Annotated in this window: 11 protein-coding genes; 4 read left to right on the top strand and 7 right to left on the bottom strand. The window is 66.6% G+C overall.

The features are described 5' to 3' along the window. Positions 1 to 46: 46 nt before the first annotated feature. The 4 genes from V6D00_09975 to V6D00_09960 form a co-directional block, all read right to left on the bottom strand. A complete protein-coding gene (locus V6D00_09975; GenBank protein HEY9899497.1) occupies positions 47 to 1,306 on the bottom strand; it encodes a hypothetical protein in 1,260 nt (419 codons plus the stop codon). 75 nt (positions 1,307 to 1,381) lie between these two features. Then, the gene (locus V6D00_09970; GenBank protein HEY9899496.1) at positions 1,382 to 2,617 is read right to left on the bottom strand and encodes a hypothetical protein; all 1,236 of its coding nucleotides are present in this window, start codon (positions 2,615 to 2,617) and stop codon (positions 1,382 to 1,384) included. A 234-nt stretch (positions 2,618 to 2,851) separates the two neighbouring features. Beyond that, positions 2,852 to 4,072, bottom strand: coding sequence for a hypothetical protein (locus V6D00_09965; protein HEY9899495.1), 1,221 nt, complete (start codon positions 4,070 to 4,072; stop codon positions 2,852 to 2,854). 222 nt (positions 4,073 to 4,294) lie between these two features. Then, the gene (locus V6D00_09960) at positions 4,295 to 5,539 is read right to left on the bottom strand and encodes a hypothetical protein (GenBank protein ID HEY9899494.1); all 1,245 of its coding nucleotides are present in this window, start codon (positions 5,537 to 5,539) and stop codon (positions 4,295 to 4,297) included. A 228-nt stretch (positions 5,540 to 5,767) separates the two neighbouring features. Here V6D00_09960 and V6D00_09955 point away from each other — a divergent pair, with 228 nt between their 5' ends. The 3 genes from V6D00_09955 (at position 5,768) to V6D00_09945 (ending at position 9,579) form a co-directional block, all read left to right on the top strand. After that, positions 5,768 to 7,258: a hypothetical protein gene (locus V6D00_09955; protein ID HEY9899493.1), complete on the top strand. Its 1,491-nt coding sequence runs from the start codon at positions 5,768 to 5,770 to the stop codon at positions 7,256 to 7,258. A gap of 264 nt (positions 7,259 to 7,522) precedes the next feature. Further along, positions 7,523 to 8,869 carry a hypothetical protein gene (locus tag V6D00_09950; GenBank protein ID HEY9899492.1) on the top strand — a complete coding sequence of 449 codons (1,347 nt, stop codon included), beginning with the start codon at positions 7,523 to 7,525 and terminating at the stop codon, positions 8,867 to 8,869. A gap of 119 nt (positions 8,870 to 8,988) precedes the next feature. Next, positions 8,989 to 9,579 carry a hypothetical protein gene (locus V6D00_09945; GenBank protein ID HEY9899491.1) on the top strand — a complete coding sequence of 197 codons (591 nt, stop codon included), beginning with the start codon at positions 8,989 to 8,991 and terminating at the stop codon, positions 9,577 to 9,579. A gap of 13 nt (positions 9,580 to 9,592) precedes the next feature. On the opposite strand, the gene V6D00_09940 is transcribed toward V6D00_09945, so the two are convergent. Next, complete coding sequence (locus tag V6D00_09940) at positions 9,593 to 12,088, bottom strand: hypothetical protein (GenBank protein HEY9899490.1); 2,496 nt, start codon at positions 12,086 to 12,088, stop codon at positions 9,593 to 9,595. A gap of 159 nt (positions 12,089 to 12,247) precedes the next feature. On the opposite strand from V6D00_09940, the gene V6D00_09935 reads away from it, so the two are divergent. Beyond that, positions 12,248 to 13,108 carry a hypothetical protein gene (locus V6D00_09935; protein HEY9899489.1) on the top strand — a complete coding sequence of 287 codons (861 nt, stop codon included), beginning with the start codon at positions 12,248 to 12,250 and terminating at the stop codon, positions 13,106 to 13,108. 13 nt (positions 13,109 to 13,121) lie between these two features. Here V6D00_09935 and V6D00_09930 read toward each other — a convergent pair whose 3' ends face one another. Further along, a complete protein-coding gene (locus V6D00_09930) occupies positions 13,122 to 14,060 on the bottom strand; it encodes a type II secretion system F family protein (GenBank protein HEY9899488.1) in 939 nt (312 codons plus the stop codon). 32 nt (positions 14,061 to 14,092) lie between these two features. Further along, the gene (locus tag V6D00_09925; GenBank protein ID HEY9899487.1) at positions 14,093 to 15,028 is read right to left on the bottom strand and encodes a type II secretion system F family protein; all 936 of its coding nucleotides are present in this window, start codon (positions 15,026 to 15,028) and stop codon (positions 14,093 to 14,095) included.

The following is a 15,028-nucleotide window of genomic DNA, read 5'->3' as shown; positions in this document are numbered from 1 at the left end:
ACTCCTCTCAATCTTCAGCTGCGCTCCGGCGAGGCCGGCGGCAAGGCTACTTGTTTTCCTCGGTGGCGAACCAGACTTCCTGGACGCCGAATTCCTTGCCGTTCCGCGTGAAGGTCGCGCGCTCGAGGTACTCGCCCGCCTCGTTCTGGACGAAGCGCGCGGGCAGCTTGACCTCGGTGATGCCGAGGGCCGAGAGCTTGTGAAGCTCCTTGGCGGTCGCCTTGCCGTCGCCGTCGTCGATCCAGACGAGCATGTCGTCGAGGGCCTTCCCCTTGAGGACGCCCAGGTCCGCCGGGACCGCGCCGGTGGCCGAGGCCAGCTTGGCGTTGGGGTCGAACTCGCGGGCGAGCTTGACGAAGCCGCTGAAGTGGCCGCCGTCGTCGCCGAACAGGTTCGCGATGGTGAGGTTCTTGCCCTTGTTGACCAGGCCGAGGGCCTTGCCCTTGCGGTTGTCGACCAGGATGCCGTCGCCCTTGCCGATCCACTCGGTGCGGATCTCCTTGCCGGTGCCCTTGAGGTCGAACATGACCGAGCCGTTGGCCACGAAGGTCTGGTTGTCCTTGGAGCGGAACTTGGCGGCGCTCTTGCCGGTGACGTCGATCTTGCCGTTGCCGTTCAGGTCCAGCACCAGCGGGTCACTGAGGCTCCAGCCATGGGCGGCTGCGTTGCTCATGACCAGGTCCCAGGCCCGGTTGAAGGCGGCCTGGCTGACGGTGCGGTTGCCGCCGGCGTACTCGTTGCTGTGGATGGCCGCCGCTTGCATGGGCCAGCCGCGGTTGGCGACGTTGTAGGCGTAGTTCATGAACTCGTCGTGGTTGCCGACGTTGACGTTCGGGGCGCCGAACTGGCCGGTCTTCATCAGGGCCTCGGCCAGGGCCAGCGCGGTGGCGCCCGCCTGGCTGTAGGTGCTGATGCGCGAGGTGCCGGTGGTGTTCTGCCAGTTGGCGAGGATGCCGTCGATCGACTTCTGCTGCTTGACCTCTGCGATCTTGGCGCGGATCTGGTCGTCGGTGGGGTCGATGCCCTGGCTCTTGAACCAGGCGGTGATCGCATCCAGGTCAGCCGCCGACAGGCCCGAGCCCGAGCCGATCGCGCTGACTCGCTCGGAGGTGTGGGGCACCCAGCGGAAGACCCGGTCGGTGATGTCGACGCGGTAGCCGGTGCGGCCGCCTTCGGTGGTGCGGGTCATGGTCTGGTTGAATTCGACGCGGTCGGGGACCGCCGCGAGTGCCGAGAGGGGCGCTACCAGCAAGGTCGAGGCCAGGGTGCTCCCGGCGACGACTCTCAACAGCCATTTCTGATTCATCTCTAGCTCCTTCGTTCCATTGCCTGCCCCCGCAGCAGGGGGGCAGGCCGAGGGTGGAACAGCCGAATAGTGCGGCTACTTGTTCTTTTCGGTGGCGAACCAGACCTCCTGGATGCCGAACTCCTGGCCCTTGCGGGTGAAGGTCGCGCGCTCCAGGTACTCGCCCGCCTCGTTCTGGACGAAGCGCGCGGGCAGCCTGATCTCGGTGATGCCGAGGGCCGAGAGCTTGTGAAGCTCCTTGGCGGTCGCCTTGCCGTCGCCGTTGTCGATCCAGACGAGCATGTCGTCGAGGGTCTTGCCCTTGAGGATGCCCAGGTTGGCCGAGATCCCGCCGGTGGCCGAGGCCAGCTTGGCGTTGGGATCGAACTCGCGGGCGAGCTTCATGAAGCCGCTGAAGTGGCCGCCGTCGTCGCCGAACAGGTTCGCGATGGTGAGGGGCTTGCCCTTGTTGACCAGGCCGAGGGCCTTGCCCTTGCGGTTGTCGACCAGGATGCCGTCGCCGCCCTTGACCCACTCGGAGAGCACCGGCTTGCCGGTGCCGTAGAGGTCGAACTTGACCGCGCCCTGGGGGACGAAGGCCATGTTGGTCTTGGCGCGGAACTTGGCGGCGCTCTTGCCGGTGACCTCGATCTTGCCGTTGCCGTTCAGGTCGAGGACCAGCGGGTCGCCGAGGCTCGTCCCGGTGTAGGACATGACCGTGTCCCAGGCCTTGAGCAGGGCCGCCTGGCTGATGTTGCCGGTGTTGCCGACGTACTCGGGGCCGTGGATGGCCGCGGCCTGGAGGGGCCAGCCGCGCTGGGCGGCGCCCCAGGCCTGGTAGGCGGCGCCGTCGTTGACGTTGATCATCGGGGCGCCGAACTGGCCGGTGGCGACCAGGGCCTTGGCCAGCGCGAGGGCTACGGCGCCCGCCTGGCTGTAGGTGCTGACGCCCCGGATTTGGCTGGCGTACTGGGAGTACCAGGCGGCGGTGACCGCATTGACGTCGCGGCTGGCCTTGACCTGGTTGATCTTGGCGAGCAGCTCGGCGTCCGAGACGTTGGCGGTGGTGCCGAAGCCGGCCGCGATCGCGTCGAAGTCCGCCGCGCTCAGGCCCGAGCCCGCGCCGAGGACCGCGAGGCGGTCGGCGAGGCTCTCGTAGGTGTACTCGATGTACTTGACGAAGGTGCCCGACTGTCCGTTCTGGACGCCGCGCTCGAAGGTGGTGGGGCCGTTAACGACCTTCTGCTGCGCTGCCTGCGCGAGGGTGGGGGCGGTGAGAATACCAACGGAAAGTCCGAGCGTGAGGGCTCGGTTCAACCATTTTGTCTTCATAGGTGCTCCTTTTGCGAGGGTGACTCGCCTACGTGTTGTGCCAAAACACCTGTTTATGACAAGGGAACAGATCCCTCTTTATCAAAGTGCGTCGGGGCGTGTTGCCCCTCCCAATGTACCCATCAACCTAGGGTTTCGGCGAGACTTACCAAAGATTTCGTGGACTTCTAACAAATCCAAAACAATCGCCCCTCCCGGGGGCGGATGGGCCGGCGGGAGGGGCGAGGGCGAGGGCTACTTCTGGTCGTCGCCGGCGAACCAGACTTCCTGCATGAGCGCCTGCTTGCCCTTGCGGGTGAAGGTCGCCTGCTCCAGGTACTCGCTCGCCTCGTTCTGGACGACGCGCGCGGGCAGCTTGAGCTCGGTGATGCCGAGCGACTGGAGGGTGAAGAGCTCGCCGTCCTTGGCCACGCCGTCGCCGTTGTCGACCCAGACGAGCAGATCGTCCAGCTCGGCTCCCGAGATCAGGCTCTGGCCCTTGAGGCGGCTCGGGCCGTCGCCGCTCGCGAACTGGGCCTCGCGGTCGATGACGCGGGCGAGCTTCTGGAACCCGCTGAAGTTGCCTCCGTCGTCGCCGAACAGGTTGGCGACGGTGAAGCTCTTGCCCTGCTTGAGCAGCTCGCGGGCCGCGTTCTTGCGGTTGTCGACCAGGATGCCGTCCCCGCCCTTGACCCACTCGGTGAGGATCGGCGTGCCGGCGCCGCGGATGTCGAACTTGACCGCGCCGTCGGGGACGAAGGCCATGTTCTCCTTGCTGCGGTACTTGGCCGAGCTCTTGCCCGTGACGTCGATCTTGCCGTTGTCGTTGAGATCGAGCACCAGCGGGTCGTTGTAGTTGAAGCCCCGGTTGGCGAAGACCGAGTAGGCCGCGTTGTAAGCCGCCTGGTTGGTGCTTATGCCGAGGGCGGAGGCGAGCCTGGGGGCCAGGTCGTTGGCCAGGGTCGACTGGTAGCCGGGCGGCCACGAGGTGCGGTTGTCGTAGCTGTACTCCCAGTCGCGCATGGTGGTGATGACGTTGCGGATCTGCTGGTCGGTGGCGTTCGGGTTGCTCTTCAGGAACTCGAGCACCGCTGCCTTGCTGACGCCCCAGCCGCCGCCCCCCATGGCGCTCCAGACCGCGTCGAGGCGACCGGAAAGCGCGGCGAGCGCCTTCTGGGCGAGGATGTCGTTGATGGCCGCCTGCAACTGCGCGTCGGTCGGGTTCTGGCCCTTGAAGCGATCGGCCAGGGCCTGGAGGTCCGCGGGCGAGAGCTGGGAGGCGCCGGGGAGGTTCGCGATCCGGTCGGCGATGCTCTGGTAGGTGTACTCGACGAACTCGTGAACGCTGCCCTTGATCCCGTCACGGGTCTCGGGGCTCTTGGTGGTGGGGCCGGTCATGGTCTTGGTCGCCGCCAGGGCGAGGGTGGGGGCCGTGAGGATACCAACCGTCAGGCTGAGGGTGAGTGCGCGCGTCATCCATCTGTTTTGCATGGTACGTCCTTTCCAACGCCCGCCTACAGCCATTCCGTTCCCCCGGAACGTCCGGAGCGGCGGCGCAGGCGGCTTCGAAAGCTGCCTACGCCAACCGTTCCCTGCCTGCTTCGCTCCTTACCTGGACAGTTCATCCACAAACCGGGCTTCGGCCGAAAAAAACGCCCGCCCCGGTGGAACCGGGGCGGGCAAGAGCGAGCGACGGGCCTACTTGCTCTTTTCGGTAGCGAACCAGACCTCCTGGATGCCGAACTCCTTGCCCTTGCGGGTGAAGGTCGCGCGCTCCAGGTACTCGTTCGCCTCGTTCTGGACGAAGTGCGCGGGCAGCTTGATCTCGGTGATGCCGAGCGCCGAGAGCTTGTGAAGCTCCTTGGCGGTCGCCTTGCCGTCGCCGTCGTCGATCCAGACGAGCATGTCGTCGAGGGTCTTGCCCTTGAGGGTGCCCAGGTTGGCCGAGATCCCGCCGGTGGTCGAGGCCAGCTTGGCGTTGGGGTCGAACTCGCGGGCGAGCTTGACGAAGCCGCTGAAGTTGCCGCCGTCGTCGCCGAACAGGTTCGCGATGGAGAGGGGCTTGCCCTGCTTGACCAGGTCGAGGGCCTTGCCCTTGCGGTTGTCGACCAGGATGCCGTCGCCGCCCTTGACCCACTCGGAGAGCACCGGCTTGCCGGTGCCGTAGAGGTCGAACATGACCGCCCCCTGGGGGACGAAGGTCATGTTGTCCTTGTTGCGGAACTTGGCGGCGCTCTTGCCGGTGACCTCGATCGTGCCGTTGCCGTTCAGGTCGAGGACCAGCGGGTCTCCGAGGCTCGTGCCGGTGTAGGCGGTGACAATGTCCCATGCCTTGAGGAGGGCCTGCGCGTTGAGGCTCGTGCCGGCGGCGGCGAATTCGGGGCTGTGGATCATGGCAGCCTCGAGCGGCCAGCCCCTGCCGGTGGTGGTGGCCCAGTTGTGAGCGGAACCGTACCACCACCCGCCATCGAAGTACATGTTGCCTCCCGAGAAGGCGCCCGTGGCCACGAGTTTCTGGGCGAGCATGAAGGAGAGCGCACCCGCCTGGCTGTAGGTGCTGACGCTCCTCATCTGGCCGAGGTACTGGGAGACGAACTGGCTGATGATGCCATCGACGCTCTTGCTCGCCTTGATCCGGTTGATCTCGGCCTGGATCTGCGCGTCGGTCATGCCGGGGTTCTGGGAGACGAGCAGGGTGACGGCCTGGATATCGGCGGCCGTGAGGCCCGAGCCGGCGGCGAGGGCGTTGACCCGCGAGGCCACGTCCTCGTAGGTGTACTCGACGTACTCGAAGACGTTGCCCTTGACCCCGTCCCGGGCCTCGGGGCTCTTGGTCGTGGGGCCGTTCATGGTCTTGGTCGCCGCCAGGGCGAGGGTGGGGGCGGTGAGAATGCCAGCGGTGAGCCCGAGGGTGAGGGCCCGGGTAAGCCATGTGGTCTTCATAGCTGCTCCTTTTCGATGCGGCGCAGGTGGGTCGATGAGGATGTCGAGAGACTCCCCCTGCTCGGCAATGTACCCAGCGAGCGACGGTTCGTGGATGGACTTTAAGAAGATTTGGCGGTTTCGAAATAATTCCGAAACAAAATGGCTCGAATAACGCCCGATTTCAGGGAATGACTCGGGTAAGTCTCACTTGCTGGTAACTTCCTTCGAAGAAAAGGAGATCCCCCTATGCATCTCAACCGGTTGGTTCCCGCCCTCTCCCTGGCCCTGAGCGTCGCCGTGCTTGCCGGCCCCGCCTCGGCTGCCACCAAGGTCATGACGGGCCCGGCCACGAAGACCCCGGAGACGCGCGACGGGGTCAAGGGCAGCTGGCACGAGTACGTCGAGTACACCTACGAGAGCATCGCCGACCGCCTCAAGGATCTCTACACCAAGGAGCTCGGCGGCGACTGGAGCAACGAGGCTTTCAGCGCTCTGATCCCCAAGATCCAGGGCGGCCAGCTGACCTTCGACCAGGTCACCGCCATGCTGCGCGAGTCCAAGGGCTTGCTTGCCAGCAACCCCGACTGGGCCAAGGAGTGGCACTCGCGCGACATCGAGCCGGATAAGCTGCGAGCGGCATTCGGCCTCTCTGGCGGCTGGATTGACGGGGTTTCCGGGACTGCGGACAAGGCCACGCTTTATCAGGCCTGGATCAACGCCGGGGTGCCCGCCCAGAACGTTGAGGGCCAAGGTGGCGACGGCCTCTCCATTATGGGCCAGGCCTCGCGCCTGCTGCGTCTCTCCGAGCTGATGGACATGGGCATCCTGCCGAGCGGCCGCTTCGACATCCAGGGCGTCTTCACCCACTACATGAACCCCAACATGGCGAGCTACACCTCGCCCTACTTCGCACCCCTCACCGATCGCGATCGCAACGCCGCCGGCGGGAGCTGGTCCGACATCCTGAGCCTGGTCAAGGCGGGGTCCAACGCCGACCAGACGCAGCGAGCCATCTACGAGTGGTACTCCGAGGTCTGGGGGCAGGCCTACAAGATCGACATGAAGGACGTCACCTCGGCCCAGCTGCGTGCGGCGGCCCAGGCGATCTACAAGACGGCCGCCTCGACGGCCTCTCCCATCGCCCTGGACCTCAGCGGCAACAACCACATCGGCACCACCGGCCGCTCGACGGCCCAGGTCCGCCACGACCTCAACACCTTCATCCGCGAGGGCTCGGTGCTGTTCGACCTCCTGGCCGACGGCCGGCAGATCCGGACCGAGTGGATGAACCAGGAGAACGACGCCCTGTTGGTCGACGACCGCAAGGGCGAGGTCACCAAGGCGGCTCAGGGCGACGGGGTCATCACCGGCAAGCTCCTCTTCGGCAACGCGGGCGGCTTCGAGAACGGCTACATCAAGCTCGCCATGATCCTGATGGAGCACAATCGCTTCGCCTCGGCCGGCAAGGAAAAGCCCGTCTTCCAGACGGCGCTTCGCGGCTCCTCGCTGGAGGGCCTCAAGGCATGGGTGGACCGCAACCGCGACGCCAAGGTGCAGCCAGGCGAGCTGTTGACCCTCTCCTCGCTGGGCATCACCGAGGTCGAGGTCTTCCCCAAGAAGGTCAAGAACGCCATGGGCGAGACCCTCATCCAGTCCAGCTACCTCCAGGACGGCAAGCGAAAGCTCGCCGAGGACGTCTGGTTCGCCGTCGACACGGACGAGAAGGAAAAGAAGTAGCTCTCGCCAGCTCCTCGCTCCCGGGCCCCGGCACTCAGGTGCCGGGGCCCGGGACGTGAAGATCTCGGTGCGGTAGGTGACGCCGCCCTCCGGGGACGCCCCATCGCCGGTGATGTGCCTTGCGATGATCAGGGGATGGACTTAAAGAAGATTTGGTGCTCCTGAAACATATCCAAAACATAACGGGCTGCCCATTCCCCGCGATGCCGGGAATAATTCTACTAACTATTGCTTGTTGGTAACTTCCATGACAAAGGAGACCGTATGAGACTCAACAGGTTGGTATCCGCCCTGTCTCTGGCCCTGAGCGTCACCCTGCTGGCCGGCCCCGTATCTGCCGCCACCAAGACCATGACCGGCCCGACCACGAGGACCCCCGAGGTCCGGGACGGGATGAAGGGTGCCGTGCACGAGTACGTCGAGTACACCTACACCTACGTGGAGCTCGCCGAGCAGTTCCAGAACCTCTACAAGGACCTCTTCGGCGGCATGCCGGGCGACTTCTCGGCCATCATCGACAAGCTCAACAAGGGTGAGCTGACCATCGCCCAGGTCAAGGCCGACCTGGAGAAGATGAAGGACTTGCTCGACGACAACAACTGGTATCAGTCGCCCGGCTACACCTCGCGCCCCAAGTACATCGACTCCAAGATGATCGACAAGTACCTCGGCCCCGTCTGGAACGACGACGGCGGCAACGACAAGCGCAAGTGGCTGGCCGATCGCCTCGACAAGGCCATCTACTCGCCGCCCGACTCCGTGATGTTCCCGGGCAACCCCCTCCCGAACACGACCTCGTCCTTCATCGAGGTCAGCCGCCTGGCGAACCTCTACGACCTGGCCTCCAAGGGCTATCCCTTCCCCGTCGCGACGATCACGGGTAACCACCTCGCCCTGGGGACGTCGCACGCCTACACGATTCCGGCGACCAAGGACGCCATCTGGGCCCAGCTCAAGAAGGTCTACGCCCTGGGGGTCGATACCTCCTCGCCCATCGTGCTCGATCTGAACCACGACGGCAGGATCGGCGTCACGGGCAAGAGCTCGGCCGTGGTCCGCAATGCCAAGAACACGTTCGTCGAGGCCGGATCGGTCCTCTTCGACCTGCGTGCCGTGGGCACGCGCGAACGCTTCGAGTGGCTCAACGGCGACGGGGATGGCTTCCTCGTCTACGACCGCAACGGCGAGGTGACCAAGGCCGCCCAGGCCAGCGGCGCGATCGACGGCCGCAAGCTGTTCGGCGATGCGATCGGCTACGAACACGGCTACGAGAAGCTGGTGCGCCACACCGTGGGCATCCAGTCAGCGAGCGCCGGCCTCGGGGGGATCCCGGCCGAGGCCTTCGAGCGCGAGACCGCCAAGGGCGACGAGCTCAAGGATCTCAAGGTTTGGATCGACGGCAACCGCGATGCGCTCGTGCAGCCGCAGGAGCTGCGAACCCTGGCCTCCCTCGGCATCACCGAGATCGGCCTCAAGCCCAAAGCGGTTCAGAACCAGGACGGTGAGACCCTCATCGTCAGCCACTTCATCCAGAACGGCGAACGCCGGTACGCGGAGGACGTCTGGTTCGCCATCGAGCCTGCCAGGAAGGCTTCCCCGAAGCAGCGCTAGTCATCCCTACGCCAAGCGGCCCCCGGAGCTCATGCTCCGGGGGCCGCTTGGCGCTTGTTTCACGGGGTGGGGGCGCGCTAGAACCTGGGGGAGGGAACCCTCGCACGAAGGAGGCCAAGATGATCAAGCATGCTTCAGTCCTGGCGATCGGCACGATGGTGCTGGGGGTGACGGCCTTGCCCGCGCTCGCCCACGATCACATGGGCGGCGGAGGAGGCGGCGAGGCCTGTCGGATGCAGCCTTTCACGAAGCAGTGGGGCCTCTCGGCTCGAGCCTTCGCCAACCAGGGGGGGAACGGCAGCGTCTACACCATGCTGGGCCTCGAGATGCGAAAGGTGAACGACGACGGCTGGAGCGGCGGCTTCGCCATGGCCCGCGGCATGAACCTCGGCGATCAGAGCAACGTGGATGCCACGACCCTGGGGGGCTTCTTGTTCGGCAAGGAGTTCGGCATGGGATCTTTCAGCCTCGGGCTCGGCGTTCTCCTGGGCGGAGGCTGCATCGTCACCGCCAGCCCGACGCTCGCCTTCTCGAACTTCGGGGCCTTCTTCGCGGGCGAGCCGCGAGTCAGCCTGGGGCTCGACCTGGGGGAGAACCACCGCCTGTCGCTGACGGGGAGCTACCTTGCGACCACGCGCATGGGTCAGGTCTCAGGGCCGGCGATCACCCTGACCTGGTCGGCCAAGATGCCGAGGCGCTGCGACCACTGATCGATCGCTCGCCTCACGCGGCCAAGGTGCTCACGGGAGCCAGGGCCGCGAATAGGCCGTTGACGAAGGTGAGCGCGTTGACCAGGAGAGCCTGGGGGATCAGCGGCGACACGTAGGCCTCCACGAAGGTATTCATGCGCGAGCGGCGCGCGTCGTATTCCCGGCGCGGCGCGTCGAAGGCGGGGTCATCCAGGTCCTCGAAGAGGGCGCCGGGAGCCTCCTGGAGGGCCATCCAGTAGAAGATGCCCGCCAGCTCGTGGAGGTCGCTGGCCTCGAGCGCCGCCCCTTTCGCGCCGAGGGCGTCGAAGGCGTGGAGGTCGCAGTGGGCGACCCGATCCCAGTCCAGGCGATAGGTCCGGCGATTGATGCTCAGCAGGGTGTCGGCCTCGACGGAGCCGAGGACCTTGCGCAGGTCGTAGGTCAGCTTGTTGAGCGCCGAGGCGGGGTCGTAGGTGCTGGATCCCTCGTACAGCCGCTCGATCAGGTCGGGTTGTTCGATGCCGTCCGGCGCGAGGGCCAGGTGGGCCAGCAGCGAGAGCGCCTTCTTGCGCGGCCAGCGGAGATCGCCGGCCCCCGCGCGCCCGAAGGTGGTCTCCCCGAAGGTCGAGAGGTGGAAAAGGGGCGAGGTGGCGCGCAGGCCGAGCTCCTGGAGCAGGTGGGCCTCGTTGTGCCAGAGAAAGGCCCCGCCCTCGCTCTGCACCACCGCCAGGGCGGCCTCGGCGGCATCCGGGAGCCCGCGCCGGTGAGCGATCCAGTGCCGGTAGAGGGCGGCTCGGCGCTGGTTGTCCGGGATGGTCCATGGGAACGTCGCAAGCAGGCGCGCCGCCTCGTCCAGCTCGAGCGCGCCGATCCGGGACCTGATCCAGGCGAGCTGGACGTTCTCCATGAAGTGGGTTCGGCCCCGTGCGGCGCACAGGGCCTCGTAGTGATCGCGGACCCGATCGGTCTCCTTCAGCGCCCCGTGGGCCAGCATGAGCCAGTAGCGCGCGACGAGGGGCGCCTCGTCCCGGCGACGCGAGTCGGCGAAGGTGAGGACCAGCTCGAAGTTGCGCTTGGCGGCATGGTATCGCCCGGTGGAGAGGGAGCGGATGCCGAACATGAGCAGGTAGCTGCACAGGGCGTCGGGCTGGGCGGTCTGGAAGGCCTTGAGGGGCATGGCCACGATCTTACCGAGGGAAGGAGGGTTCGCCTCGTCCAGCATCATGTCGAGCAGCGGGAGGCCGTAGGCGTGGAGCAGATTCCGGTCGAAGCCGTAGGCCTCGCAGAGGTGGATGTAGCGCTCGGCGTACCCGGGCGCGCGCGCGACGTGCTGGAACTCGAGCTGGTGGATCGCCAGGTGGGCGAGGGCCTGCGCGTGGGCATGGATGGTTTGCCGGTTGCCCTCGGTCGGGCAGGTCAGGATGGCCTTCATGGCCTCGGCCGCCTCGTTCGCGCAGCCGCCGAACCAGTGGAACCGCCCCAGGCTGTACAGCATCCGGGCCTCGAGGGCATGGTCGTCCGGGGGGGCCTCGCGCCGGAGCGTGGCGTGGAGGGCCGCGAAGGCTTCCTCGTCCCTGAGGCGGGCGGCGGCGTCCATCAGGCCGAGGAGGGCTTCCTGGCGCTCCTCGAGGGTCTCGGCGAGGGCCAGGGCCCGCTGGTGGCAGGCCCGGGCCTGCTCGAAGCGGTGCGCGCGCTGGCACAGCAGGCCCTCGAGGGCCATCAGCGCGGATCGCTCGCGGCGCACGGCGCTCGGGATTCGCTCCAGGATGTCCGGGAGGTTTTCCTCGTGGCGGCTGCCGCAGTGGCGCAGCCGGAAGGCCCGTAGCTCGCCCTCGAGCGAGCGCCAGACCTCGGGTGCCACGTCGCAGAAGGCGAGCGCCTCCCGGGCGATCGGCCGCCAGGCCTCGCGCAGGCGCACCATCCCGCTCTCTTCCCTGACGGCGAGGTTGCGACGGACGAGCTCGTCATCCTCGACGCAGGGCGTCCCTTCCCCGATCGCATGCAGCGCGAGCAGACGGTTGCATGTTCCCGGCGGCAGCGACATCAGGTCGGATCGATCGGGGGCCTCGTGCCAGCGCGGGTCGTCGGCGCCCACCCGCTCGCAGGACGGGCGCCCGAACTCGGGCAACAGGTGGCGAGAGGCCACCACGAGGGTACCGCCCTCGGGAAAGTGCCGGATGAGCGCCGTCCAGTCGGCCGCGTCCGGCATGGCCTCCGCGAGGTGAAAGTCGTCCAGGAAGAGCGAGAAGTCGGGGTGGGTCTCGGCGATCGCAAGCCCCAGCAGACCGCCCCAGGTGGTCTCGGGCAGCGCCTCGCGCAGGCCCCGGTACCGGGCGCCGATCTCGGGCCAGGCCGAGAGGAAACGCCGGACCAGGAACCCCGAGACCCGGTCCTCGGCCGTGATCTTGAGGTACTGGGCGGGCCCCGTCGCGCCGTCGCGCCAGCGTCTGAGCAGCGTCGTCTTGCCGGCGCGCGGCCCGGCGCTCAGCAGGATGGACTGGCCGGTAGAGGGGGACGTGAGGCTTTCCATGGCAACCATCATAGCAAGGAAAAGCAGGCGTGGGGCGGATTTGTGGATGGCTTGCCCACGGGGTTTGTTGACTTAAATATCAATAAACATAAAAATATCAAAAACAGGGAATGACATGTATGTCCGATCCTTCCTCGCCATGCAGCAAAGGAGGCATCCATGCGTCATCGTCGAGACATCCGGCTGATCGCGGCCCTTGCGGGCCTTACGCTGGCAGGATCCTTCCCCGCGCTGGCCGCGGCCCCCGTGAGCAAGCGCATCGAGAGCGAGCGCCGCCAGATCCCGGCCGTGAACCAGGGCCAGAAGGGCTACTGGGTTGAGTACGAGGAGTACACCTATCGCTACGACCCTTGGCGCGAGGAGCTCTTGAAGGTCTACAAGGAGCTCTTCAAGGTCGAGACCTCCTTCGAGGCCCTGGACCGCCTCATCCAGCGGGTCCATCGAGGCGAGATGACCAGCGATCAAGGCCTGGCGGCGATCCGGGCCCTTCACCAGGCCCTTTCCGCCAACCGGAATAACCCGAAGGCCATTTACGGCATCACCATCCCAAACGGCACTTCTCCGATCACGATTGACACGCAACCGGTCGAGTTCGAGCTGATCGACAAGCACTTTGGGGCAGTTTGGCAAGGGGGGTACGATGACAAGCGCAAGACCATGGAGCTCATCTACGCCAAGGGCCATTACCAGTACAACGCTTACAAGCGGTCGCGACCCATCACCGCCTCCACGTTCGCGGAGGTGAGCCGCCTGGCGCGGATCATCGAGTCGATCGATCTGGGAATCCCGTTCCCCGTTTCCACCCTGATGGGCGAGGTGCTGGCCAAGAGGGGCAAGTACGATGCCTCGGGCCAGTCCTACTCCATGGCGATCACCCGGGAAAACCTGGTGGCCAAGATGAAGGAACTCTTCGCGGTCGGAGTCAACCTCGACCCGAACCTGACCTGGCCAAGGAGGGAGTCCGATTTTTCGCCCTACGGAGCGATGAACGGCGCCCCTAACCTTCCCCCCCTCGACTGAGGGGGCGCATGCCTCAGTGCATGTTCTTGAAGGTGTCCATGATGCGCAGGATGGCCGGCCCCAGGGTGACGATGAACATGGCCGGGAAGATGAAGAACACCAGGGGGAAGAGCATCTTGATGGGCGCCTTCATGGCGGTCTCCTGGGCGCGCTGCCGGCGCTTGTTGCGCAGGTGGAGGCTCTGGGTGCGCAGCACCTGGCCGACGCCCACGCCCAGGTGGTCGGCCTGGATCAGGGCGGCGACGACCCCTTCCAGGTCGTTCACCCCGCAGCGGCGCGAGAGGTCGTTGAGGGCCTCGGGACGGGTGCGGCCCATCCGCACGTCGGTCATGTAGCGCCCGAGCTCCTCGCGGATCTCGTGACCGTGCTGGGATTGCCTGCCGACGATCCGCAGCACCGAGCCGTCGAAGCTCAACCCCGCCTCCACGCTGGAGGTGACCAGGTCGAGGGTGTCGGGCAGCGAGCGCACCAGCGCGTCCTTGCGCTGCTTGATCCGGCCGGTGATCCACTGGTCCGGCCCCATGGCCCCCACCAGGGCGATGATGGCCCCCGCCATCATCGCCGCCCCCGAGTTGAAGCCGCTCAAGAGCCAGAAGGCGATCGCCGCCACCGCCAGGAAGAAGGCCTTGAAGGCCAGGAGCGCCTGGATGGCGTAGGGGCCGTAGAGGCCCGCCTGCTGGAGACGCTGGACCAGGCGCTCGCGCTGGCTCTTGGGGGTCAATCGCGATCCGAGCTCGGCGAAGGCGCCGAGGCCGGGCAGCACCGCCCGCTTGAAGAACGGCTGATCGAGCAGCTGCGCGCGGGGCAGCCCCGGGGCGCCGGGAGCGTCCGCGATCGCGTCGATCCGGCGCAGGGTGGCGCGCTCGCGCGGGGTGGCCAGGGAGAGGCCGACCAGCGTCGCCGCGGTGACGGCGAGAAAGGAGACGGCGGCGGTCCAGACGGGTTGAGCCATGGGAAAGTCCCTCTTCAGTACTTGACGTAAAGTTAATACTTTATGTCGACGATCTTGCGGATGAAGTACACGCCCAGGAGCTGCGAGACGATCGCCCCCCCGATGAGCATGTGGCCGCGCGGGTCGGTGAACAGCGAGCTGATGTAGCCGGGGCTGATCAGGTAGAACAGGGCCGCGATGCCCGCGGGCAGGCAGGTCAGGACGATGCCCGACATGCGGCCCTGGGCGGTCATGGCCTGGACCTCGCCCGAGATCTTGATGCGATCGCGGACGGTGTCGTGGATGTTGTTGAGGATCTCGCTCAGGTTGCCGCCCGTCTCGCGCTGGACGATCATGGCGGCCACCGTCAGCTCGATGTCGACCGTGCCGATGCGCTCGGCCAGGTTCGACAGGGCCGTCTCGACGCTCAGGCCCCAGTTGATCTCGGAGACGGTGGTGGCGAACTCCTGGGCGATGGGGCCCGACATCTGCTTGGAGACGATCTGCAGCGCCTGGATGAACGAGTTGCCCGCCCGCAGGCCGTTGATGACCAGCATCAGGGCGTCCGGCAGCTGCTCGTTGAGCGCCTTCATGACCTTGCCGCGCTTCTGCGCGAGCTGGAGGAAGGGCACCCCCGCGCCGACGGCACCGGCGGCCAAAGCGGCGAGCGGCTGCCCGAAGACGACCCCCGCGATGGCGCCGGTGGCCAGCGCGAGCAGGCCGCAGGCGCTCAGGAACTCGCTGGGGGTCCAGGCCCAGCCCACCTGGTAGAGCTGCCGGTCCAGCTTCCGCGTGATCGAGAGCCCCTTGACCATGGGCTCGACGAGCGCTCCCAGGTGACGCAGGATGCCGCCGCGCTGCCTTTGAGCGCGCGCCCCCTCGAGCTCGGCGACGCGGGCGCCGACCCCCTCGCCTGCCGGCGCTAGCGCCCCCGAGAAGGCGAAGGCCGCGACGGTCACGCCGCTGAAGATGAGCAGGAAGATGATCAT

Source organism: Pantanalinema sp. (assembly GCA_036704125.1).
In the GTDB taxonomy this organism is placed as follows: domain Bacteria; phylum Cyanobacteriota; class Sericytochromatia; order S15B-MN24; family UBA4093; genus JAGIBK01.
The sequence above is the reverse complement of the archived record's forward strand: the minus strand, read 5'-3'. Positions and strand labels throughout refer to the sequence as shown.